General features: G+C 72.7%; 18 protein-coding genes. 12 read left to right on the top strand and 6 right to left on the bottom strand.

Annotated elements, in window-relative coordinates; genetic code table 11:
* A partial coding sequence (locus ABT070_RS24845; RefSeq protein ID WP_351764044.1) for an ABC transporter permease occupies nucleotides 1–582 on the top strand: 582 nt, incomplete at its 5' end.
* 240 nt (nucleotides 583–822) lie between these two features.
* Here ABT070_RS24845 and ABT070_RS24840 read toward each other — a convergent pair.
* Nucleotides 823–1,653, bottom strand: a complete 831-nt coding sequence (locus ABT070_RS24840; protein WP_351764043.1) for a phosphotransferase — start codon at nucleotides 1,651–1,653, stop codon at nucleotides 823–825.
* 119 nt (nucleotides 1,654–1,772) lie between these two features.
* Entirely contained in the window at nucleotides 1,773–4,946 is a 3,174-nt protein-coding gene (locus ABT070_RS24835) for a CHAT domain-containing protein (RefSeq protein WP_351764042.1), read from the bottom strand.
* Nucleotides 4,947–5,057: 111 nt separating this feature from the next.
* On the opposite strand from ABT070_RS24835, the gene ABT070_RS24830 reads away from it, so the two are divergent.
* Together ABT070_RS24830 and ABT070_RS24825 are read left to right on the top strand one after the other, a co-directional pair.
* On the top strand, nucleotides 5,058–5,411 hold the full coding sequence (locus tag ABT070_RS24830) for a hypothetical protein (RefSeq protein WP_351764041.1): 354 nt from the start codon (nucleotides 5,058–5,060) through the stop codon (nucleotides 5,409–5,411).
* A complete protein-coding gene (locus tag ABT070_RS24825) occupies nucleotides 5,408–6,310 on the top strand; it encodes a hypothetical protein (RefSeq protein WP_351764040.1) in 903 nt (300 codons plus the stop codon). Before ABT070_RS24830 ends, ABT070_RS24825 begins: the two co-directional genes overlap by 4 nt.
* A 113-nt stretch (nucleotides 6,311–6,423) precedes the next feature.
* On the opposite strand, the gene ABT070_RS24820 is transcribed toward ABT070_RS24825, so the two are convergent.
* Entirely contained in the window at nucleotides 6,424–7,386 is a 963-nt protein-coding gene (locus ABT070_RS24820; RefSeq protein ID WP_351764039.1) for a hypothetical protein, read from the bottom strand.
* A gap of 274 nt (nucleotides 7,387–7,660) precedes the next feature.
* On the opposite strand from ABT070_RS24820, the gene ABT070_RS24815 reads away from it, so the two are divergent.
* Together ABT070_RS24815 and ABT070_RS24810 are read left to right on the top strand one after the other, a co-directional pair.
* The gene (locus ABT070_RS24815; RefSeq protein ID WP_351764038.1) at nucleotides 7,661–8,014 is read left to right on the top strand and encodes a VOC family protein; all 354 of its coding nucleotides are present in this window, start codon (nucleotides 7,661–7,663) and stop codon (nucleotides 8,012–8,014) included.
* Between the two features lie 147 nt (nucleotides 8,015–8,161).
* Entirely contained in the window at nucleotides 8,162–8,851 is a 690-nt protein-coding gene (locus ABT070_RS24810) for a M24 family metallopeptidase (RefSeq protein ID WP_351764037.1), read from the top strand.
* Between the two features lie 74 nt (nucleotides 8,852–8,925).
* Here the strand turns inward: ABT070_RS24810 and ABT070_RS24805 are convergent, their stop codons facing one another.
* Nucleotides 8,926–9,753 (bottom strand): class I SAM-dependent methyltransferase, encoded by an 828-nt coding sequence (locus tag ABT070_RS24805; protein WP_351764036.1) that lies wholly within the window; start codon nucleotides 9,751–9,753, stop codon nucleotides 8,926–8,928.
* A gap of 451 nt (nucleotides 9,754–10,204) precedes the next feature.
* Here ABT070_RS24805 and ABT070_RS24800 point away from each other — a divergent pair, with 451 nt between their 5' ends.
* The 4 genes from ABT070_RS24800 (at nucleotide 10,205) to ABT070_RS24785 (ending at nucleotide 16,928) form a co-directional block, all read left to right on the top strand.
* A complete protein-coding gene (locus ABT070_RS24800; protein WP_351764035.1) occupies nucleotides 10,205–10,945 on the top strand; it encodes a VOC family protein in 741 nt (246 codons plus the stop codon).
* 187 nt (nucleotides 10,946–11,132) lie between these two features.
* Entirely contained in the window at nucleotides 11,133–11,975 is an 843-nt protein-coding gene (locus ABT070_RS24795; RefSeq protein WP_351764034.1) for a hypothetical protein, read from the top strand.
* A gap of 52 nt (nucleotides 11,976–12,027) precedes the next feature.
* Complete coding sequence (locus tag ABT070_RS24790; protein ID WP_351764033.1) at nucleotides 12,028–16,242, top strand: CHAT domain-containing protein; 4,215 nt, start codon at nucleotides 12,028–12,030, stop codon at nucleotides 16,240–16,242.
* Between the two features lie 239 nt (nucleotides 16,243–16,481).
* Complete coding sequence (locus ABT070_RS24785) at nucleotides 16,482–16,928, top strand: hypothetical protein (protein WP_351764032.1); 447 nt, start codon at nucleotides 16,482–16,484, stop codon at nucleotides 16,926–16,928.
* Between the two features lie 147 nt (nucleotides 16,929–17,075).
* Here the strand turns inward: ABT070_RS24785 and arsM are convergent, their stop codons facing one another.
* A complete protein-coding gene (gene arsM / locus ABT070_RS24780; protein ID WP_351764031.1) occupies nucleotides 17,076–17,960 on the bottom strand; it encodes an arsenite methyltransferase in 885 nt (294 codons plus the stop codon).
* Between the two features lie 110 nt (nucleotides 17,961–18,070).
* Between arsM and ABT070_RS24775 the strand changes: the two genes are divergently transcribed.
* The 3 genes from ABT070_RS24775 to ABT070_RS24765 are packed head-to-tail and all read left to right on the top strand — an operon-like array spanning nucleotide 18,071 to nucleotide 19,635.
* A complete protein-coding gene (locus ABT070_RS24775) occupies nucleotides 18,071–18,445 on the top strand; it encodes an ArsR/SmtB family transcription factor (protein WP_351764030.1) in 375 nt (124 codons plus the stop codon).
* On the top strand, nucleotides 18,442–19,173 hold the full coding sequence (locus tag ABT070_RS24770; protein WP_351764029.1) for an aquaporin: 732 nt from the start codon (nucleotides 18,442–18,444) through the stop codon (nucleotides 19,171–19,173). The genes ABT070_RS24775 and ABT070_RS24770 overlap by 4 nt, the downstream gene beginning before the upstream one ends.
* A 30-nt stretch (nucleotides 19,174–19,203) precedes the next feature.
* On the top strand, nucleotides 19,204–19,635 hold the full coding sequence (locus tag ABT070_RS24765; protein WP_351764028.1) for an arsenate reductase ArsC: 432 nt from the start codon (nucleotides 19,204–19,206) through the stop codon (nucleotides 19,633–19,635).
* 90 nt (nucleotides 19,636–19,725) lie between these two features.
* On the opposite strand, the gene ABT070_RS24760 is transcribed toward ABT070_RS24765, so the two are convergent.
* A complete protein-coding gene (locus ABT070_RS24760; protein ID WP_351764027.1) occupies nucleotides 19,726–21,900 on the bottom strand; it encodes an FG-GAP-like repeat-containing protein in 2,175 nt (724 codons plus the stop codon).
* Nucleotides 21,901–22,469: the final 569 nt, after the last annotated feature.

Genomic DNA, 22,469 nt, shown 5'->3' with positions numbered 1-22,469 from the left:
CCGGGCCTGCTGCTGATGACCATCGGCTCCACCACGATCGGCACCGCGGTCTCCGTCTCCATGGACATGACCGAGGGCATCATCGCCCGCTTCCGGACGATGGCGATCCACCGCGGATCCGTGCTCTTCGGACATGTCGTCGGCGGCGTGATCCAGTGCGTGATGAGCGTGGCCCTCGTCGGTGTCGTCGCCGTGGCCATCGGCTTCCGGTCCACCGATGCCACGGTCCTCGAATGGATCGCCGCGTTCGGGCTGCTCACCCTGTTCGCGCTGGCGCTCACCTGGATCGCCGTCGGCATGGGCCTGTCCAGCCCGAACCCCGAGGCGGCCAGCAACAACGCCATGCCGTTGATCTTCCTGCCGCTCATCTCCAGCGCGTTCGTCCCGGTCGACGCGATGCCGGGCTGGTTCCAGCCCATCGCCGAGTACCAGCCCTTCACCCCGGCCATCGAGACCCTGCGCGGACTCCTCCTCGGCAGCGAGATCGGCCACAACGGATGGATCGCCGTCGCCTGGTGCCTGGGCCTCGCCGTACTCGGCTGCTTCTGGTCGGCCGCGAAGTTCAACAGCGACCCGAAGTAGCCGCCGTGCCAGCGCGGGCCGCCTCCCGCACCGTGTTCCGCCCGAGGGCGGCGTACCCCGACAACACGTCGGCGCACGCCGCCCTTTCGCGCCGTCGAGCACCTTCCGGGCCGCCCGTCGAACGATGTCCGGCCGCCGGACGCGCAGGCCCCTGGCACTCGGGTCTCGGTGGTCCGGGACCCATGTCGCAGGCCCGGATCCGGGCCCGGTGCCTGCTGCTGACGGACGTACCCGAGCGGGTCAGTCCAGCAGGGCGGCCCTGAACATCTCACGGTGCGTCACCAGCCACTCCTGGACGCGGTCCCAACGGTGCCAGCCACCGCGCTCGGACAGGGCCTGGACGAAGACGGGATCACCGTCGGCCACGCGGTCGGCGACGAAGGTCCGGCAGACGGCGGTGGCCTGCTCGACGACTTCGGGCAGTTCGGCACGCTCCTGCGGGGAGAGGCCGTAGCTGTCGGCGAGGGCCCGCAGGCGCGTCAGGACATCCAGCCCGACGGGGTGGAGGGCTGCCGCGGAGGCGGGATCGAGCATCGGGACCCAGTAGCGGGCGGTCATCGCGACGTCCCACACCGGTCGGCCCGGGGCCGCCAGGTCGAAATCGATCAGAGCCGCGGCACGGCCGTCGCGGAAGACGACGTTCTCCGGACACACGTCGTTGTGGCACAGCATCGTTCCTCCCTCCGGGTCACCCAGGGCCCGCGGCCACTGCGCGTCGGCGTCGACGGCGATGGCCGCGCCGGCATCGTGCAGACGCCGCAGCAGACTTCCCACCGACCTGAGCGCGGTCTCCGTCATCACCCAGTGCGGGAACGGCGGGAGGGCGACATCGCCGGGGATGTAGGTCAGCTGCTCGCGGCCGTCCGCAGTGAGACGGAGCGGGGTCGGAGCGGCGTCGAAACCGTGTTCCGCGAGCGCGACGAGATGGGCATGGAGGGCGCGCGCGGTGCGCGGTGCCGGGCGATCCACCAGGGCACCGTGACGGAAGACCGCGCCCGCGTTCATCGTGCCGCCGACCAGTGCTTCGCCGTCCGTCGCCTGGCCGTCTGTCGCCCCACCCTCAGCGGTCATGTCGATCACGCTACCGTCAGGCCTCGTTCCGACCGGCCGGGCCTCGTGGATCGACGCCCCGGCCGTGTCTGCCGCATCGGGCGCCCGTGTTCCCGTCGGACGGACGCGAGGAACGGTCTTCAGATGCCGGTGTGCACGTAGGCGGCCCACTTCGTCGGGAGCCTCGGGGTCGCGTCCCGCATCGTGCGTGTCGTGCGGTGCAGGGCCAGGGCGGGCGCGTCGGCCAGGTGGGTGTAGAACGCGGCCGCCACCTCGGCCGCCCGGTGGTCGCCGACCGGCCAACGGGTCGCGACGACGTGCTGGAAACCCGCCACCATCAGCGAGGAGGCGATGTCCATCGTCTCGTTGTGTGCCGCGGAGCCGGACGCGGCCGTCGAGCAGGCCGAGAGGTAGGCGAGTTCGGCGTGCTCCAGGCGCATCCGGAAGATGTCGGAGACCAGGAGCGGCCGGTCGTGCAGGAGCAGGTGGCTGGTGGACGGGTTGCGGGGGTCGGCGGTGCCGTGGCAGGCGAAATGCGCCCAGTGGACGTCGGGCAGTTTCCGGGTGACGGCTTCGAAGGTGGCCCCCGCGCCGGACAACAGGTCCGTCGAGCGCACCCGACGGGCGAAGTGGGCGCGTTCCTCGCGCGTCCGGGTCAGCCTTCCGTAGCCGGGCGCCTCCGAGACCTCCACCACCAGGCCGCGCCTTCGGGCAGGGGGTACGGAGGGTCTGGTGCGGGCGTGGCGGAGGGCACGGATGCTCGGGACGTACGAGGAGACAGCCCGGTCCAGGACGCTCACCGCCCGCTCGTGATCGCCCGCCGCGTGCACGGGGAGCGTGGCCAGCGGTCCGGTGAGGGCCCACCACACGCGGGGCCACGCGGCGTCGTCCGCGTCGTCGGACGGCGGGGCCGTGTGGCCGAGGCAGTCCAGAACGGGGGCGGCCAGGACGTCCCAGAGCCAGCCGAGCGTGTCGCGCACCCCTGCCTGCGCGGTGAAGCGTTCGGCGGGTGAGCCGGTCTCCGCCGCGACGACGTCGATGGGGAACTTCTCGGTCCGGGCGGCCAGTTCGTGGCCGGTGAGGCCGGGGAGTCGCAGGGTCAGTACGCCACCCGGAGTGAGGATCAGGGCGTCCGAGCGTCGCGGGGAGACGTTGACCGAGATGATCGGTCCCTGTTCGGCCACCGGGAGCAGATCCCGCGCTCCGGTCCCGTAGAGGAAACCCTCGAAGCCGGGGAGCGCCCTGATGCGGCGCAGCATGGCATCCCGGTGGGCGTCCGCGGACCGGCGCCGCGCGGGATCGGGATCGGGATCCGGGTCCGGATCGTCCAGCAGGGAGGTCAGCCGTTGCAGTTCACCGTCCGGTCCGGGGCGGTCGGCACGTGGTCCCGCCCGTTCCTCCGGGTGGCTCAGCCGGTGGGCCGCGAGCAGGCCGCGTCCGCGCTCCAGGATCAGCAGGGCATCGCCGGGACGGCCCGCCTCCAGCGTCGCCGCCACCGCCGACTCCACCAAGTCACCCTGTCCGCGGAGTACTTGCCGTTGATCGGCGAGCGGGCGGTGCGGAGAGAGGAGCCGGGGGAGCAGATCGACGGCACGCCCGTAGGCCGCTGCCGCCTGGCCCCAGTACCCCGCGGCCTCGGCCGTCTCGGCCAGGAATCGCACCGTCCTGAGCTCCTCGGCCCCGGACGACGATACGTCCGCCGCATCGGTGAGCACCGCCACGGCCTCGTCCAACGCGGCGCTGTCACCGAACAGTTCGTGCCTGCTGCGCAGACAGCGGGCCAGGCCGACGGAGAGCCCGGCCCGGAGTGCGGGGGTGCCCGTGCGCAGCTCCAGTGCGGTGCGCCAGGCCTCCTCCGCCTCCTCCAGCGCCCCGCGGTCGTGCCCGTCGTGCGCCACCGTGCGCAGGGTGTCGCCCAGCAGACGCAGGAGGCCGATGCGGTAGGTGACCGTGTCATCGGGGCAGGTCAGGACGGAGCGCAGGATCCGGACGGCCTCGTCCCGCGCTTCCGGCAGCCCGACCGCCCGGTGATGGATCATCAGGAGACGGGCCAGGTTGGCCGACCTCTCGCGGCGCACCGACGCGCCCTCCGCCAGGTGGAGGGCGCGGCGCTGGACGTCGACCGACTCCGCGAGATCGTCGGCGCGCAACTCCCGGTCGTAGCGCAGCGACAGCGACAGGGCGAGTGCCTGGAGGCAGGAGGAGAGTTCGCCGGGTGCGGCGGCCGCATCGACCGCCCTGCGGTGCAGGTCCAGCGCCTCGGCGGCCGGGCCGCACTCCCCGGTGAGGGTGTGCTGCACCTGGAGCGCGCCGGCGAGTGCAACGGTGCGCTCCGACCACTGCGCGCCGCCCTCGGGAACCCTGGCCCGGCACAGCCGGGCCAGCAGCACCGCGGCTTCCGCGGCCGCGACATCCCCGACTCCCTCGGCCCGCAGCTTCAGGGCGGGGACCAGACACCTCTGCGCGGCGTCGATGAGGTGGCCGAAGCCTTCGGGCAGGGTCTTCGCGTGGTCCATGGCACGGGTGAGTGCCGCGATCGCGTCGTCCAGCTCGGCCATGTCTCCCGACCGTTCGTAACACCAGGTCAGATAGGTGCCCACCAGCTGGAAATGTCCGTGATCGCTCTCGGTCAGCAGCGCCATGACCTCCGCGGAGAGGCCCGCGACGGAGCTGTCCGCCATGCGCCTGGCCACGGACTCCCGCAGCAGGCTCACCGCACGCCGGACCTCGGCCACGTCCTCGGCAGCCACCGCCTCCAAAATGCGCAGCCGGCCGGCCCCGACGATGATCTCCAGGCCCCGCGGATGCGCGTCGGGCAGCTCGGCCAGCAGTGCCTCGAAGCGCTCGCGGAACGGGCGCAGACCGCCGAGGTTCCCGTCCAGCGACGGCAGCGCGTCCCCCAGCCGTGCGACCTCCTCCCCGAAAGCGGTCATGGTCCGCCGCGCGGCCCGCTCCCTGCGGGCGAACTCCTCGCGCAGCCGGGCCGGAACGGCGCGGGGTTTCACCCGGTGGACCGCCCCGAACGCGGTCTCGGCCAAGCGAAGGAGACGTTGGTTCTCCTCGGGGGAGCCGGTGCCGATCCGGTACTGGTACCAACTGCACCGACCCAGCACCTCCCACCCACGAAGCGTCAGCGCGTACACCGTGTCGGCCTCCCCCGGAGGGACCGGGCCGCCGGGCGGCGCGTGCAGGGCCTCCAGCAGGTTCCAGGACTCGTGGGCCGCCTGCGCACACAACAGCACCGTCGGGTTCCGGGTCAGCCGGTAGCGCCTGACGCGCCTGTCCAGCGCGGTGATCAGCTGCTCCTGGACCACAACTCATCCTTTCGGCTGCCCCGTTCGGGACTCCACGTCACCGTGTTCGCACTGTGCGTAATTATCATGACGGCAGACGACACCTCGACCACTGCCGGGAGGCCTCGCCCCGTGCTGTCCCGAACCGACCCTCACCTCGCCGACTTCTGTGCCGGGCTGCCCCGGCTGCGCAGAGCGATGGGCCAGGAACCGGGCCCGGCCGCCGAGTTGGACGCCGTGCTCGCAGCCGTACGGGAAGGGCAGCCGGTCGGCCCGCTGCTCTCCGGGCTCGGGATCTCGCCGGACGACGGTGAACATCGCGGCCCCGGGGCCGGCGTCGCGGGCCTTCGGGGCGGCCGCGGCTGCACGGAGAGGTACGTCTGTCCGGCGGGCCTGTGCGCCCGGACGGAGGAGCGCGCGCCGGGCGGCCGCATCCCCCGTTGCGCGGTGCACGACCGGCCTCTCGAACCGGACGACCTGCCGTGAACGGACTCCTGGGCGAGCTGGGCAAACGCCTGCTCGACAGCTGGATGTCGAGGCTGGCACTGCCCGGTCTGCTGTACATCGCCACGGCGGCCGTCGCGGTTCTGGCGGGGCAGGCCGACGCGTTGGACGCCCGGGTGGTGCTGGCCGGCCTCCAGCGGTGGGCGGCCGTGCTCGGGGCCGCGCCGGTCGTCTCCCAGATCGGTGCCGCGGTGGGTGTGGCCCTCGCCTCGCTCGCCGCCGGGTTGGCGGTGCGCGCCGCCGCCCCGCCGGTGGAGGCCTGCTGGACCGGTCGCTGGCCCGGCTGGGCACGTCCGCTGGAGCGCCGCCGCACCGCCGCCAGGGAGGCCGACTGGGAGCGGGCGCACCGGGAGTTCGTCGCGCTGCGGAACATCGGGGAGGACGGCCGGACCCCTGAGGAGGAACGCGAGTTGGCCCGGTGGGCCGCCACGCGCAACGGCATCGCACTCGCCAGGCCGTCCCGCCCGACCCACATGGGCGACCGGGTCGCCGCGGTCGAGACCCGGGTGCGGCACGAGTACGGCGTCGATCTGGTATCGGCGTGGCCCCGGCTGTGGCTGGTGCTGACGGATGCGGAGCGCGGTGAAGTCGCGGCAGCCCGGGGCCTGTTCGACACCAGGGTGATCCAGGCCGCCTGGGCGGGCGGCTATCTGCTGCTGGCGCCCGTGTGGTGGCCCGCCGCCGCGGTGGGCCTCGTGGTGGGGGCGTCGGCGTGGTGGGACGGGCGGACCGCGATCACCGAGTACGCCGATCTCGTGGAGTCCGTCGTGGACCTGCGCCGCCGGGAGCTGGCGGTGGCGGCGGGGGTGCTGGCGGAGGGGGCGACCTGGGAGGACGGCACCGGGCGTGCGCTCGGCCGACTGTTCCGGAAGGGGGCGTAACCCCGCTCCGGCACGGGCCCGGTGCCGTCGGTGTGACGCGGCGCGGACGGGCCCTGTCCGATCCTCCGCCGCGTGCGCGCGTGCGCGCGTGCGTGCGTGTGCGTGGGGGCAGGTCAGCAGTCCTCGGGCGGCTCGAAGCCGTCGAGCATCCTCGTCAGCATCGCGGAGAAGGGTTGCGAGGACGCCAACGTCAGTTCCGTCGGACCACCGGCGCCCGGCGAGACGTCGAGCGTGATCTCCTCCGCCCTGTCGTCGTGCCACCAGTACAGGGTCTCGTCGAGCGAGTCGCTCGTCGCGCCGCTCTGGCGCAGCATGGCCGGGATGCGCTCCCGCATCGTCTCCATGACCACCACGGCGTCGGCGTCCCGGACGACGTGGAAACACAGCACGTTCGGCAGCGGGATCATCACCACCGCGCCGAAGCGCAGGGGGTCCTCGGCCACTTCGGGCAGGCGCAGAAGCTGCGCCGACACATCCGTGCCTCCGGTCAGCACCGTGATGGGCTGCTCACCGCGCATCCGGTACCGGCACCCCCGCAGGTTGTGCAGCCCCATGGCCCACAACTCCGTCGTGTCCACGGAGAGACGGGCGAGGTCGGCCACCTTGATCCGTGGCCAGTCCAGCTCCGCGCGTCCCTCCTCGTCCCGTACGACCATGGCGAGTTGTGCGACGAGGCCGGCGCCGAGATGCCGTTCCACCATCTGGTCCTTCTTCGCCGTGGCCGTGCGCCGCCCGACCCTGGGAGCCAGGCGGCGGCGGAGCCCGGCCGTTCCCTCTCCGAGGAGTTTTTGCCGGATCTGTTCGGCCTCTGCTTCCCGCCGGTCGCAGAAGTCGGTGAGTCCGGCCACCAACAGCTCGTCCGCGAACAGCTTGGGCCAGCTGAACTCCGGCTTGTTCCGGGCCAGTTCGGCCAACGGACGGAGGTCCACCCGGGCGGGTCCGAGTGCTCTCGCCACGTTCTCGTCGACGACCAGCCACGCGATGCCCGCCGCCTCGTCGAACTCCTGTGGGCTGTGGTGCCGGGCAAGTGCCTCCCTGATGCATTTCCTGAACCGACCCCACTGCCGGGACGTCATCCACGCGCACCATGCGGGTGGCGCCGAGCTACGGCCGAACATCCTCACGTTCCCTCCCCGATCCGGAGTGCCACCTTGCGCAGCAAGCTCGCCGCCGGGTGGGCGCTTCGCGCCGATTTCCCCCGTACGGAGCTGATCCGCGCCCCAGGGGCGGGTGTGGCCCGAGGGCGCGGAAGGCGGGGGGATCGCGGCGTTCGGGCATCAGGGCAGCAGCACGAGCGCGCCGCGGGAGTGGTGCAGGCCCGCCCGATCGCCGTCCTGGCAAGATGACGGCATGGAACGTGTGGTGGGAATCGGTGGGTACTTCATGCGGGCTGCCGATCCGTCGGCCCTGAACGCCTGGTATCGCGACTGCCTGGGCCTGGACGCCGATGAGCACGGCCTGTGGCGTCAGGGAGCCGGGCCGACGGTGTTCGCGACGTTCGAGTCCGAGACCGACTACTTCGGGTCCCGCGCCCAGCGAACCATGCTCAACTTCCGGGTCCGCGACCTGGACGCGATGCTCGCGCAACTGCGCGCCAAGGGAGCGGACGTGGCCGAAGAGACGCAGGACATGGAGGGTGTCGGTCGGTTCGGCTGGGTCACCGACCCCGAGGGCAATCGGGTCGAGCTGTGGCAACCCGCCTGACCGCCTCCTGACCGGACCGCCGAGCAGGTCGCCTGCCACGCCGACGCGGTGCCCGATTCCGGGTGGCGCGCGCGTCGACGTGCAGCTGCTCTTCGTCGCGGGATTTCCGGTTGCCGGAGATCGATCCCTGCTCCTACGGTCGGCTCCATGGCGGACGACGAGACCACACGCGCGGCACGACTGCTGGACGCCCAGGCGAAGGCCGAACGGCTCTTCACGGAGATCGGGAAGCGCGGACTGGTGACACCCGGCCAGGGGGAGCGGGCGGTCAGCGACCGCGTCCGCGACCTGGCGAACGAACTCTTCGGCACCACCCGGCACTGGCACAAGCGGATCGTGCGCTCCGGACCGAACACGCTGGCGCCGTACAAGGAGAACCCTCCGGACCGCGTGATCGGCGCGGACGACATCGTCTTCGCCGACTTCGGGCCGATCTTCGAGGAGTACGAGGCCGACTTCGGCCGCACCTTCGTCCTGGGGGACGATCCGGTGAAGCGACGGCTGCGGGACGACCTGCCGAAGGTCTTCGCCGCGGGCAAGCGGTTCTTCGAGAGCGACCCGGACATCACCGGGAAGGCGCTGTACGCCGAGGTCGAGCGGCTGGCCGCCGGTCACGGGTGGGAGCTGGGCGGCTGGCACGCCGGGCACCTGGTGGGGGAGTTCCCGCACGAGTGGATCGACGGCGCGGACACGGAGTCGTACATCACCCCGGCCAACGACACCCCTCTGCGGCGCACCGACAAGGCCGGCCGTCACTGTCACTGGATCCTCGAGATCCACCTCGTCGACCGCGAACACGGCTTCGGCGGCTTCTACGAGGAACTGCTCACCCTCTGACCCGGTGAGCCGGTCGTGGACCGACGGGGGCGGCGCCACGGTCACGCCGCGAAGTGAGGGGCCGGGGGCGGGTGTCATCGCGGGCCCTCCTCGGGTTTCCACCCCCAGACGGTGAGCATGCCGGCCGACAGCGCGGCGCATTCGTCGGAGTCCAGGTACCGGACCGCCTCGTCGACGGCCGCGTCGTCGACCAGGCCGGTGGCGAGCATCGCCGCGCGGCTCCGCTGCCATGTGTCCGCCCAGAAGCGGCTGATGGGACTGTCCGGCAGCAGCGGCGGCACATGGATCTCGGCGGCGACGGAGTCGAGCCCCGCCCCACGCAACAGCTGCGGGTACGACGGCACCCAGGAGACGTCGGTGCCGATGGTGGCCCGCAGCCCTTTCCACATCGCCCGCATCACCGCGCTGTACGGCGTGTCGGGCGCCCGGTCGCTCGTGAGGTCGATCGCGTCGCTGAGCACCAGCACACCGCCGGGCGCGACGAGTCCGGCCAGCTCGGTGATCAGGCGGTCGTGCTCGGCCAGGTGCATCAGCACGAAGCGGGCGTGGACGAGCGGGAACCGGCCGGGGACGGCGTCCGGCGCGCTGATGTCGGCCTCCAGCACGTCGAGCCCCGGCACGGGCCGCGCGCCGAGGAAACGTACGTCGCGGTCCACCGCGAGCACGCTCGCCACCCCGGCCTCCTCCAGGAGCCTGCGGGAGACCGTGCCCGTGCCGGCACCCACGTCGACGCAGTGCCATCCCGGGCCGACCCCGAGAGCCCGCAGCCGCGTCATGGTGATGTCGTCGTAGGCGAGGGCGCCGAAGTCGATGCGCTCGCCCTCGCCGGCCTGCTCGGGACGGAAGACGGCCTCGCCGTAGCGGCCGTCACCCGGCACGTCCCCGCGCGCGGCGGCGCTCATGTCGTGGTCGGCGTGGTGTCGAGAGCGTCGCCCTCGATGAGTTCCCGTGCCCGGTCGGCAAGGGCCTGGAGCAGCGGATCGTCGAACGGTTTCATGACCGGACCTCTTCACACGGTGGGGCGGTGCCGGGCGGCCCGTCCCGAGGCCGCCACCCACCGATCCTCCACCGACGGCCTCCCGCACGGCCGAGGCGCGCCGGGCCTGAGCCGATCGGCCCTCGGAGCGCGGCACGAGGCCTCGACCCGGGCGGACGCCGAGCCGCGAACGTGCCGCGCTCCGAGGGCCGATCCGGTGCCGCACGGTTTCCCCGTCCTCCACCCTCGCGGGCCCCCGGCGCCGAGGGTGCGGGCGCCGGGCGCCGGGCGCCGGATGCCGCAGGCCGGTCCGCCGGTTCTCGTCTCTCCTCCCGCTCCGCAGGTCGTCGACAGAGCGGGCGCATAGGATCGGCCGCATGGCGCTCCGACCTGTTCAGGTGAACATCAAGGCTCTCGACGCCTCGGCGGTCGGCCGGTTCTGGGCGGAGGCCCTCGGCTGGAGTGCCTACAGCCCCGGCGTGACCACCTACGTCGGACCCGCCGGTGGCCTCGTCTGGCCGGACCCCGTCGCCGTCTGCGTCGACGTCGTTCCCGTCCCGGAACCCAAGACAACGACGAAGAACCGTATCCACCTCGATCTCGCCACCACCTCGGCGGCCCACCAGGCGGAGTTGGTCGCGCGCCTCCAGGCCGTCGGTGCGACGCCCGCCCACGTGGGCCAGGGAGAAGTGCCGTGGACCGTCCTCGCCGACCCGGAGGGCAACGAGTTCTGTGTGCTGGAGCCTCGGGAGGTCTACCGGGACACCGGGCCGATCGCCGCGGTGGTGGTCGACTGCGAGGATCCGCGGGCCATGGCCCGGTTCTGGGGTGAGGCGATGGACTGGACCCTGCACGAGGTGACCGACGATCATGCGGTCCTGCGTTCCGCCAGGGGTGTCGGCCCGTATCTCGAGCTCCTCCGCACGCCCGGCGCGAAGACCGTGCCGGACCGCGTCCATCTCGACCTGCTGCCGTACCCCGGTGACGACAGGTCGGCGGAGGTGGACCGGCTGCGGGCCCTCGGCGCCACCGACCTCGACCTCGGCCAGGGCGACGTCCCGTGGACGTGCCTGACCGACCCGGAGGGCCACGAGTTCTGCGTTCTCGCCCTGTCCTGACGCGGAGCCCGGGCGACACCCCGGCAGGTGAGCCCTGCCCGCTCCCGCGCCGTGACCCCGAGCGGGTTCCGCTGTGCCGGCTCGGTCGAGTCGAGGCGGCGAGAGCGGGCGACCTTCGCAAAGATCGGTGACGGCATGTGACCGGAAGGTTACGATGATTCATCGGCTGGGCGAGGGCGGGGGCGTGATGACGACAGCCATCCACGAGCGGTACACGAAAGAGATCTACGACGGGCTCGGCTATTTCGCCGTCTGGATGCCCAACAGCCCGGTGGCGCTAGGAGACGTCGGAGTACTGCGCGGACGGCGGTTCCACCGGACGACCTCGCTCGCGGAGCTCGGCGTCGCCTTCGAGACGGTCGGTCCGGGGGCTCCCATCGCCCACAGCTACTCCTCCGCCGGGGATGTCGACGTCGCCGTCAGCGGCGAGGTGGGCACCCCCGAAGTCCTCGGACTCGCACCGCAGTTGACGGTCACCGTGACCTTCCGCGACGCGCACGCCACGTATCTGCGTGCGGTCGGCTGCACGGAGGAGGTGGTCGGCGACCACCTGGCACTGCAGCGAGGCATCGCCGACCTGCACAAGGCCGGCGTCTGGCGCCGTGATCACGTCGTCGTGACGAAGCTGGTCAGGACCGGCCCCGCGGTGATCCTGGTGTCCAGCAGCGGGGGTACGCGCGTCGAGTTCCAGGCGTCCGTCGACCTGGCCCCGATGTCGCTGCCCGTCGCGTCCGTCGGCGCCGGCATCGGCACGTCGGCCGGTTCCGCCCTCGCCGCCGAAGCGGTCGCCCTCGACGGCGGGCTCACCCCGCTCTTCGAACTCAGCGCGCTGCGCAGAGGACTGAACACCCGGCCCCGGCTGAGGATCCGCGGCCCGGGCGCCGGCACGGGCAAGGCAGCCACGGGCACCACAGCCGCGGGCACCACAGCCACGGGCAAGGCAGCCACGGCCAACGCCGCCACAGGCACATGGCAGTTGGCTCCGCTGTCCTGGGAGGAGTTCGCCGAGGACAGCGTCTCCCCGGTCTGAACGGTCCGCCGCGCCTCCCCGATCCTCATCCTTCCTGCACCGGCGAGGAGCCATGGCGGAGCCATCTCTTGACGAACTTCTGGACGAGAACGCCCGTCGCCTGCTGACGGTGATCGACAGCATGCCGGTGCGGCTGCCGGAACGGGAACGGGTGGTGGCCGCCCTGGACATGGTGGCCACCACGGAGTGGACCCGGGTGCGGATCGCCCTGCCGCAACAGCGCATCGACTCCCTGCTCCGGTCACGGCCGGACACCTCCGCCGAGTTGGCCGACGTCTTCGCCGTCGCCCGCACCGCGGCCCGCCTCTACGGCTTCGAGCACGTCGGCGTGGGCCTGATCGCCGTAGCACTCGTGATCACCTCGCGGGAGGGCTCGCAGCCCACGGACATCGACGTCGTCAGCGAGGCTTTCGGACTCGGCCGTCTGGAGAACTCGTCGGAGGTCCTCAACCAGTACCTCCTGGCGAAGGAAGGCGGCCATCCGGCCACCGGCGCTCTCCTGCAGCCGACGGAAGGCCTCGCCTGGGGACCCACTCCGAAGGGCAGACGGCGTCAACGCATGGCCGTGGCCGCCTTGTACACGGCACGCGGCGCCGCTGTCGTCGCCCTGCTCGTCCTCGCCGTCACCCGGGACGGTGGATGGCTCGCCTGGCTGGTCGCCTTCGCGGCCGTCCCGTCCTCCGTGGACGTGCGCCGAAAGCCGCTGGACCTGGCCGACGACCTGCCCGTGGGCGAACTGCCCCTGCGCTGGCCGTGGCACGGGTGTCTCGCCGTGGTGGCCGCCGCCGCGGGTCTGGTCGACGCCGCCGCGGTGCTCACCGTCCTCCATCTGGCCCTGCCGTCGATCGCCCACTGGGGCGAGGCGGGCGAGGCGCGCCACCTCTGCATGGAGGGCCGGGAGGTACGGGGAACGGGGCGGCGGACGGCCACCGGCCAGGCGGTCGCCGAAAGCTTCGCGGTGCGACGCCGGTACCAGCAGCACACACTCGCTCTGGCACTCGCCGCGGCTCCCGCGGCTCTCCTCGCCGTCCGGGCCGACGAGCCGTGGCCGCTCTACGCACTGACGGCGGTCTTCGCCGCCCGCGGACTCAGCGGACTCGCGGCCGTGGTCGCGGCGGTCACCCTCATCACCGGAGCCGTCTCCTGGGTTCTGCCGGCGGCCGTCGGCCTGGGGCTGACCGCCCGTGCGGCCGAAGCCTGGAGCGGGCGTCCGCCACTGACCCGGGTCCCCCTCGACCGCCCGCCGGTCTCCCGGGCGCTCAGCTCCGAGGGCCGCGCGGCCCGCCGAGCGCATCGGCTCCTTCGCCTGGGGCGTCCGGTGGCCGCGCTGCGCAGGCTCGAGGCCGCCGCGCAAGGCCGTCACCGCCCCGAGACCGCCCTCCTGAGGGGCTGGGCGTTGCTGGAGCACGGGCATCCGGGCGACGCCAAGAGCGCCGTAGCCGTGCCGGGCCGGGAACCGACCGGGCCGGCCGCTCTGATCACCTGCCTCGCCGAACTGGATCTCGGGAACGCCGACGCGGCCGAAGCCGCCCTCCGGGGGCTCGACCCCGCGCGGGACGACTGGGCCCGGCACAGGCGACAGGACATCCGCATCGCCGGATTCCGGATCGCGCTGCTGCGCGGCCCCGCAGAAGGACACACCGAAGGTCACACCGAAGGGCTCATCGAGACCATCGCCCGGGAGGTGCCCGAGCGCGTCACCCGCCGCAACCTGACGACGGCCGTCGCCCTGCTGCGCCTGACCGCCGAGTCGGCGCTGCCGACCCGTCCCGCGCTCGCCTTCTACCTGGCCGGCGCCGGGCTCGTCGTCGCGCGCGCGGTCCAACCGGACTCCCTGGACAAGGACTTCGGTCTGGCCGGTCGAGGCAGGACGGTGGCACTCGAGATGATCCGCTGCAGCGCGCTCACGAGTCTGGCGGACCTTCGGACCTCGCCGGTGGTCGACAGCGACTCCGTTTCCGCCCTGAGCGCGAGCGACGGAGCGGCCGGCTTCCTGATGCGACTCGACCGGCCGATCGAAGCCGCGACACATCTGAACGCCCTGGCCGACCGGCTGGCCACGGAACCGACGCACCGGCTCGCCGCACTGCAGAGCCGTATCGAGGCGCTGGCCGTGCTCAACGCCACCCGGCACGAGCTGCGCAGCACGGAAGAACGCCGGCAGTGGTGGGGGGTCTTCGGCAGGACCGTCGAGCGGGCCATGCACCAGGCGGCGGCCGGCGCGGACTGGCAGACCCTCGCCGAGCTCATCGAGTCGGCCCGCCTCCAGCTCGGACCGGACAAGGACGGCAGCGCCTTCGAGGCGTCCCGGACCGTCGCCCCCTTCATCCGGGTGCGGGGCGCCTCCCGTCTGGAACTGGCTCACTGGTACCGGACCGAGCAGCCACCCCGCGTCTTCGCCCTGGAGGACATGGCCGAGATCGCGCTGGGAACCGGCACCTGGTGGTGGAGCACCTGGGTCCACGAGCACACCGTCTTCTGGTCCCTCGTGCCGCCGAGCGGTCCCGTGACGGGCGGCACGCTCTCGCTGGCCGACGGGACACAGCCGGCCCAGGCCCTGTCCGACCTGCGGGACGCACTGCCCGGCATGTACCCGGGCGAGGACGCTCCCGCCTGGGAGGACCGGGTGCTGAACAGCCCGCTCCTGGTGGGCCCGGCGCACGCCGAGTCCTCTCTCGGACGTCGTCTGGGCGCCCTGCTTCCGCCCCCGCTGTCCCGGGCGCTCCTGGAAGGACGCGGAGGGCTGCGGCTCGCCATCGCGCCCGCGGCCCAGTTCGGCCATGTGCCGTGGCCGGCCGTCGGCATCCCGGGCGGCGAACGGGACGTACGGCTCGTCGAGAGGTGCACCGCCGTACTCGTGCCGCCGGCCGGACTTCTCGCCCAGCTCGCCGACCGGCCGCGGCTGGACGACGCTCCGCCGCTCGGCCTCGTCGTGGTGGAGCCGGGAGGCGATCTGCCCTGGGCGGACGAAGCGGAGCAGCTGCCGACGGCCCGGCAGCTCCTCGGTCTGGTCCCGGAAGGGGTCGAGACCGTCACTCCGACCGCCGATCTGTCCCTGCCGGAATTCGCCGCCCGGTTGCGCGGCGTCGGCTCCGAGACGAGCGCCGTGTTCGTCTGCCATGTGGCCGAGGACGGCGCGTCGGGGCGCCGGGGCGTCCAGCTCAGGCCCGGGAGCGCCGAGGACCCGTCCGCCGTGCCCCCGCGTGTCCTCACCTCGCACATGCTCATCGACGCGCCGGACCAGTACCCGATGCCTCGTCAGGTCCTGATGCTCGCCTGTGACAGCGGTGACGTGGGGAACGTCTCGGCCGGCGAGTGGCTGGTCCTGGGACCCGCCCTGCTGTGGGCCGGCGCCGACCGCCTCGTCGTCACCAGCTTCCCCGTCATCGACTCGGTGTCGGAGACCGAGACCGAGACCGAGAGCGAGTTCGAGTTCGAGAGTGAGTCCGAGACCGCGAGCGAGTCCCACGCCGCGGCCGCGGGCGGAGCGGGCGACGTGATCGACCGGCGTCTGCTGTCGGCTCTCGTCCGACGGCAGCCCGTGCTCGACGCGCTGCACGCCGTACAGCGCGAGCAGTTGGCCCGCTGGCGTGCGACCGGCCGGGACGGCGCCCCGATCCACTGGGGCGGGCATCTGGCGATGGGCGCCTACGGGGAACTGGGCGTCCCCCGTTCCCTGCCACCGCTGCGGCGGCGCTATGTGCACGAGGGCGTGCTGCGGCTCCTCGACGACGCCGCCGACAACGCGGCCCGGGCAGGACGGCGCACCCTCACCCGCTGGGACCTGCTGGTCCAGTTGGGTCTGTACGGGTTCGAGACGCCCCACGCCCTGCGCCGGTGGGCAGGGCTGACGCCCGTCTACCTCTACGTGCTCGCCGCGGAGGGGCGCCGTGCGCTCCTCAGGCGCCGTCCCGCCACGGCCGACGTGCTGCCCGACGAACAGGTCATGGACCTGTTGCGGGCGGCCGAGGCCATCGCCCAGGCAGCCAGGCACCGGATCGTGGACGTGGAGCACGTCTTCGCGGCCTTCCTCGGCTCTGCGGGTCCTCCCGGGTCCGCCGGACGGAAGATCTTCGGCTGGGACGGCCGTCAGCCCGAAGTCGTGAAGGAGATCATCGGCGACACCCAGGACGGCTACCAGTTCACCGGGCTCCCCGAACTCGCCCACCTCGCCGCGGCGGCGGTCCCGCCGGTCTACGCGGCGCTGAAGGCCGAGGTCCCCGGCCCCGAGGACGCCGAGCGCTGGCATGTGACCGACCGGCCGTGACGCGACACCCGCGCCGGGCCGTCGTACGGGGACATCGAGTGCTCCGCCCCGCGGGCCGACGGCATGCGCCGCGTGGTCGTGCGGTGGGGGTGCAGGTGGGGAACGGTGACGCGCCCGACTGTCACATCCCCATGGCGGCCTTGTCACAGGGCCCCGCCGATGTCCCACCCGCGTGGCCGTCGCCCGTCCCGGCCGTGGCAGGATGCCCTTTTTGGCATCACCGTCCAGGGGGGACAACCATGCGCACCCGCGCAACCATCGCCACCGCGGCCCTGCTCCTCGCCGCGCTCACCGCCTGCTCCTCGTCCGACGACGCCCCGGCCGCGAGCGACAGCGGGACACCGGCCGCCGAACCCACCGTCAGCGTTCCCGCCGACCACGTAGGCGACGACCTCGAGGCCGCCGTCGCCGTCTACACCGCCGCCTACTTCGCCGCCGACACCGACACCGCGTACGCCATGTTGTCCGCGCGCTGCGCGAAGGAGATCACCAAGGACGCGTACAGCGGCGTCGTGCAGCAGGCGAAGACGGACTACGGGCCCGACCACTCGGCGACCGACGTGCAGGCCGACGTGTCGGGCGACCTCGGCCGTGCCACCTACAAGGTGGAGGGCCTGCCCAAGTTCGACCGGTCGAAGCAGCCGTGGACGCTGGAGGGCGACGCCTGGAAGTACGACGCCTGCTGACATGTCCACGTGAGCGCCGTCGTCGTCGTGCTCGCGTTCGCACGGGCGAGCAGGGCCGTCGCGGCCAGTTCGCGTGCGAGGACGAGGCCGTCGATGTGCGTCACCGTGACGCACATCGCTGCCCCGGGCGAGGCGAGGGCGAGGCGATCAGGCTTCGGCCGGCCACCGGTCCTTGGAAGCGGAGGCTGCGTCCGCCGCAGGCGACGGTGCCGCGCCCGCCGGGCCGGCGTGGACTCCGCGCCACGCGTCGTCCGACTCCGCTGCCCAGGTCGGGATTTCGGCGGACGGCGGCTTGGTGGCGCGGACGATCGCGGAGTGCATTCCGTCGCAGACGGAGTGGGTCGGGGTGATCTCGACATCGGTGAACCCGGCTGCCTCCAGGCCGACGCGGTACTCGGTGAAGGACAGCGCACCCGCGACGCATCCGACGTGGTCACCGCGCTCCGCCCGCTGGTCGGGGGTGAGGGCGTCGTCGGAGACGACATCGGAGACGCCGATCCGGCCACCGGGCTTGAGCACGCGGAACGTCTCGGCGAACACGGCCGGCTTGTCGACGGACAGGTTGATCACACAGTTCGAGATCACCACGTCGACGGTGTTCGCCGGGAGCGGGACGGCCTCGATGGTGCCCTTGAGGAACTCCACGTTCGTCGCACCCGCCTTGTGCGCGTTGGCCAGGGCCAGGGCGAGCATCTCCTCGGTCATGTCCAGCCCGTAGGCCCTGCCGGTCGGCCCGACGCGGCGGGCGGAGAGCAGGACGTCGATGCCGCCGCCGGAACCGAGGTCGAGGACGCGCTCGCCCTCGCGCAGCTCGGCGACGGCGGTGGGGTTGCCGCAGCCGAGCGACGCGGCCACGGCCTCGGCCGGGAGGGCGTCGCGCTCGTCGGCGGCGTACAGCGTGGAGCCGAAGTTCGCGTCGACCTCGATCGGCTGGGGGCCGCAGCAGGAGGTGCCGCCCTCGGTGACGCTCACGGCAGCCGCGGCGTACCGTCGGCGGACGGTTTCGCGCAGCTCTGTGGTCTCTTCGCTCATGACGCACTCCTGGGTGTCGGGGCACGGCGGCGCCTCGGAACGGCCTGTATCGACGTTCGTGGATGCAACTCCACCTTGCGCCTTGAATCGAAAAACGTCAACATAGAGGAATGTCGAAACAAGAGCTCGAGGTGATCGGCCGGGACACCGCCTGCTGCCAGGGTCTCGCCGCCGCCCCTCTCGACGAGGAGCGCGCCGGGGAGCTGGCCAAGGTGTTCAAGGCGCTGGGGGACCCGGTACGGCTGAGGCTGCTGTCGATGATCGCCTCGCGCGGCGACGGCGGCGAGGTCTGCGTCTGCGAGCTGACCCCGGCTTTCGAGCTGTCCCAGCCCACGATCTCCCACCACCTCAAGCTGCTGCGCCAGGCCGGACTCATCGACTGCCAACGGCGCGGCACATGGGTGTACTACTGGGTGCTGCCCGGAGTCCTGGACCGGCTCGCCGCGTTCCTGACCACGCCCCAGACCCACCAGGTACCCGCGTGAGCACGCCGCTCGGCCGCCGTGCCGCCGCGGAAGCCATCGGGACGGGCATGCTGGTGGCGGTCGTGGTCGGCTCGGGCATCCAGGCCACCGAGCTGTCGCACGACGTCGGCGTGCAACTGCTCGCCAACTCGCTCGCCACCGTGTTCGGCCTGGCCGTGCTGATCACCCTGTTCGGGCCGGTCTCCGGCGCGCACTTCAACCCCGCCGTCACCCTCGCCGCGTACTTCACCGGACGCCGCACCCGCACCGGTCCCGGCCTGCGGGAGGTCGCGGCGTACGTCCCCGCGCAGGTCGTCGGGGCGATCGGCGGCGCGGTCCTGGCCGACGCCATGTTCGCCGAGCCGCTGGTCCGGTTCTCCACCCATGACCGGTCGTCCGGGCACCTGTGGCTGGGCGAGGTCGTCGCCACCGCCGGGCTGATCCTGCTAGTCCTCGGCCTGGAGCGCATCGGCCGTACCGTCCTGGCCCCGGCCGCCGTGGCCTCCTACATCGGGGCCGCCTACTGGTTCACCTCCTCGACCTCTTTCGCGAACCCCGCGGTGACCGTCGGCCGCGCCTTCACCGACACCTTCGCCGGGATCGCCCCCGCCTCCCTCGCCCCGTTCATCGCGGCCCAGCTGATCGGCGCCGCGCTCGGCCTGGGCGCGGTGGCGGTCGTGTACGGACGTCCCGCACGCGCGGCGGACCTCGTCGTCCCGCACGGCGAACCCGAGCTCGCCCCCTCCTGACCACCGCTTCCACCCGCAAGGACTCACGTCATGAGCACTGCCGTTCCGCGTCCCTCCGTGCTGTTCGTCTGCGTGCACAACGCCGGTCGTTCCCAGATGGCCGCCGCCTTCCTCGCCCACCTCGGCGGCGACCGGGTCGAGGTCCGCTCCGCCGGCTCCGCACCCGCCGACACCGTCAACGCCGCCGTGGTCGAGGCCATGAAGGAGGTCGGCATCGACATCTCCGCCCGGACGCCGAAGATCCTCACCACCGAGGCCGTGCAGTCCTCGGACGTGGTGATCACGATGGGCTGCGGTGACACCTGCCCCGTCTTCCCCGGCAAGCGGTACCTGGACTGGCAGCTCGACGACCCCGCCGGCCAGGGCGTCGAGGCGGTCCGTCCGATCCGCGACGAGATCGAACAGCGGGTACGCGGCCTGCTGACCGAACTCGGGACCTCGACGAACACCGTGCTGCCGTAGGGACGCAGCCCGGACGCCACGGCCGACTGGGCGCCCGGCGACGCCTGTTCACGCGCTCCGCCGCCCGCCGCTCGAAACCGTCAGAGTGCCTCAGGACAGCGCGCCGTACGTCTGCCAGCCGGAGGCGAGGGTGTAGGTGGCGCTGAAAGTGCCGTCGCCCCAGCCCTTGTTCCGCAGCAGTCTGCCGTCGGTGGTCCGGGAGACGAGGTCCGGGAAGCCGTCGCCGGTCACATCGCCGACCGCGATGATCGCGTCGCGGCCGGCGCCCCAGTCCCGGAACACCAGCGTCCGCGGTCTGAAGCCGCCCGTGCCGTTGCCGTCGTAGCGCCACAGCTCGCCGCCCGCGTCCCGTGCGATGAGGTCGCCGATGCCGTCGCCGGTCACGTCGGCGGCGCCGACGACGGTGTAGCCCTTCCATCCGGTCCCGACGCGCACACCCGGGTCCAGGGCGCCGCGGTCGTTGGACTTGTACAGGTAGAGGTAGCCGGTCGTGGTCTGGCGGGCCAGCAGGTCGGGGCGGTGGTCACCGGTGAAGTCGTCGGCGGCGACGACGGTGTCGAAGCCGTTCCAGCCGGAACCGACCAGCGTGCGCTCGGCGTCGGGCAGGAAGATGCCGGTGCAGCCGCCGGAGTGCCGGTACAGCTTGCCGTCGGTGGTCCTGCTGAGCATGTCGGAGCAGCCGTCGCCGGTCATGTCGCCGACGGGGACGAAGCGCGTGCCCGGGCTCCAGCCCGACCAGCCGCGGGAGTCGGTCAGCCTGCCGTCGGCGAACCGGTGGGCTTCGAGCAGGCCGCCGCTCGTCATCGAGTAGAGCTCGCCGTAACCGTCGGTGTCGGCGTCGTGGAAGGCGGACCGGCCACCGGAGAGCCAGAAGCTCCCGGTCGGGAGGGTGCGGACGGCGCCGCCGTCGCCCGGGTCCACCGTCATGGTCCAGTGGTAGCGGCCGCTCACCGCCTTCGCGCCCGCGTCGTCCTTGCCGTCCCAGGAGGCGCGGACGGCGGCGCCCTCGTGGGAGCTGCCGGTGAGGGTGCGGACGGTGGTGCCGTACGCGTCCTTGAGGGTGAGCTTCCAGGACGCGGGCGGTCGGGTGAACCGCCAGGTGCTCTCCCACAGCCGGTCACTCGCCGCGCGCAGGTCCACCGTGGGGTCGGCGCGCCAGTCGAACAGGCTGATCCGTGACCGCGGCACCGTCACCGGCCGGATGTGGATCATCTGCTCGTCGTCGACGTAGGCCACATGGCCGCCGTACCGGTCGACGGTCAGCATGCCGACCCAGGCCCCCTCGGGGGCCGTGAGGAAGGGAGTGGTGGCGGCCGGGTGGCCCGCGCCGAGGTGGAAGTCGGTGAGCGTCACCGTCCGCCCGTCCTCGGACTGCTGGACCAGATAGCCGTCGCCGACCTTGGCGGGCAGCGCGCCGGGGACGGGGATGTTCCTGCCGGTGCTGTTGTCCCACACCCCGGCCTTGTCGGACGCGGAGCAGCGCCAGTACAGCCAACGCCCCACCGCCTGGAGGTCGTCGGGGACGCAGCCGGAGCCGAGCGCCAGGTTCGCCGTGCTCGCCTTGGTGACGAGGTCGTACGAGTTGACCGTGCCGACAGCGCTGCCCGGCTTCCAGATCTTGGTGCCCCAGAGGGACACCGCGGTGACCGAGCGGGTGTGGACCTGCCCCGGGTAGGGCACGCCGGGGGCGAAGGAGCCGATGCGCTGCACGCCCTCGTCGTTGACCGCGACATACGAACCGCCGGCCGCCACCACATGGTCCGGTGACTCCCAGTCGAACGTGCCGAGCCCGACCTCGCTCCGGGGAGCCCCGCCGCCCAGGGCTTCCTGGCCCCCGAACGGCGTCATGAAGCCGACCCGGCCGTCGCCGAGCGCCCACAGCTCGGAGTAGAACCCGCTGCACGTGTACTCCGCCGGGTCGACGCCCTCGCACGGGTAGTTCGTCCAGACCTGGGGTACCGCGAGCTGCCGGGGCCCCGGCTGGGGCGTGCCGACGGCCGGGAGGTCGAACTCCCACAGCCCGCGTGCGGTCTCGGGGTCCGCCGTCCCCAGCACGCTGAGCTTCCCGCCGCCCAGCGCGAGGGTCTCGACATAGGCCTTGAGATCGCCCCTGGTGCCGAACGGGATCACTGTCTCGTCGTCGGCCGCACGCGGCGCGCCCGGCAGGGCCGCGGCGGGCGCCGGGGCGAGACCGAGACCGCCGACCGCCAACGCGACGGCGGTCCCGATCGTGAGCGAGGTGTGTCTGATCCTGCGCGTGGTCATGCCGGCCCCCTGGTTGACGAGGCATCACGTCGTCGTATCGGAAGCTATGACACCCAGGACATCCTTCGGGTTGTACGGAGCTGACTGGAGGTCAGGACCCGTCCGGCCCTTGGGGGTGCGGGGGTGCGGGGGTGCGGGGGTGATACGAGGTGCGCGCGAAACCGGACCGAGAAGCCGTCCGGGGCGAACTCGCATGCCCCGTACCCGGCGCTCTCCGCCTCGGGCACCGGCTGTGAGCACGTGAATCCACCGGGGCCGTACACCGGCGCCTTGGCCACCAGCACGTCATCGGGGATCCCGGCCGTGCATGGCCAAGGCCCGGGAGCGTGGGCGCCAAGCCCGGAGGAGGCATCGCGGTCCATGGGGATTCCCGCATCCCGCCATCGAACATGCGATCGAACCAGTCGGCGTTCCGGGAGCCGTGTACCCCTGGCAGAACCGGCTGCGGCGGTGCGGGTCGCCGGTACCGCGTACGGCGCCGTGGGCCGGCGCGGCGCCGGGTGACCGGCGGCCCCGCCGCCATGTCCGGATTCGGCGGCCATCGCGGACACTGGACAGCGGGAGAGTGG

This window comes from Streptomyces sp. NPDC002884 (assembly GCF_040295245.1).
Lineage (GTDB): Bacteria > Actinomycetota > Actinomycetes > Streptomycetales > Streptomycetaceae > Streptomyces.
The sequence above is the reverse complement of the archived record's forward strand: the minus strand, read 5'-3'. Positions and strand labels throughout refer to the sequence as shown.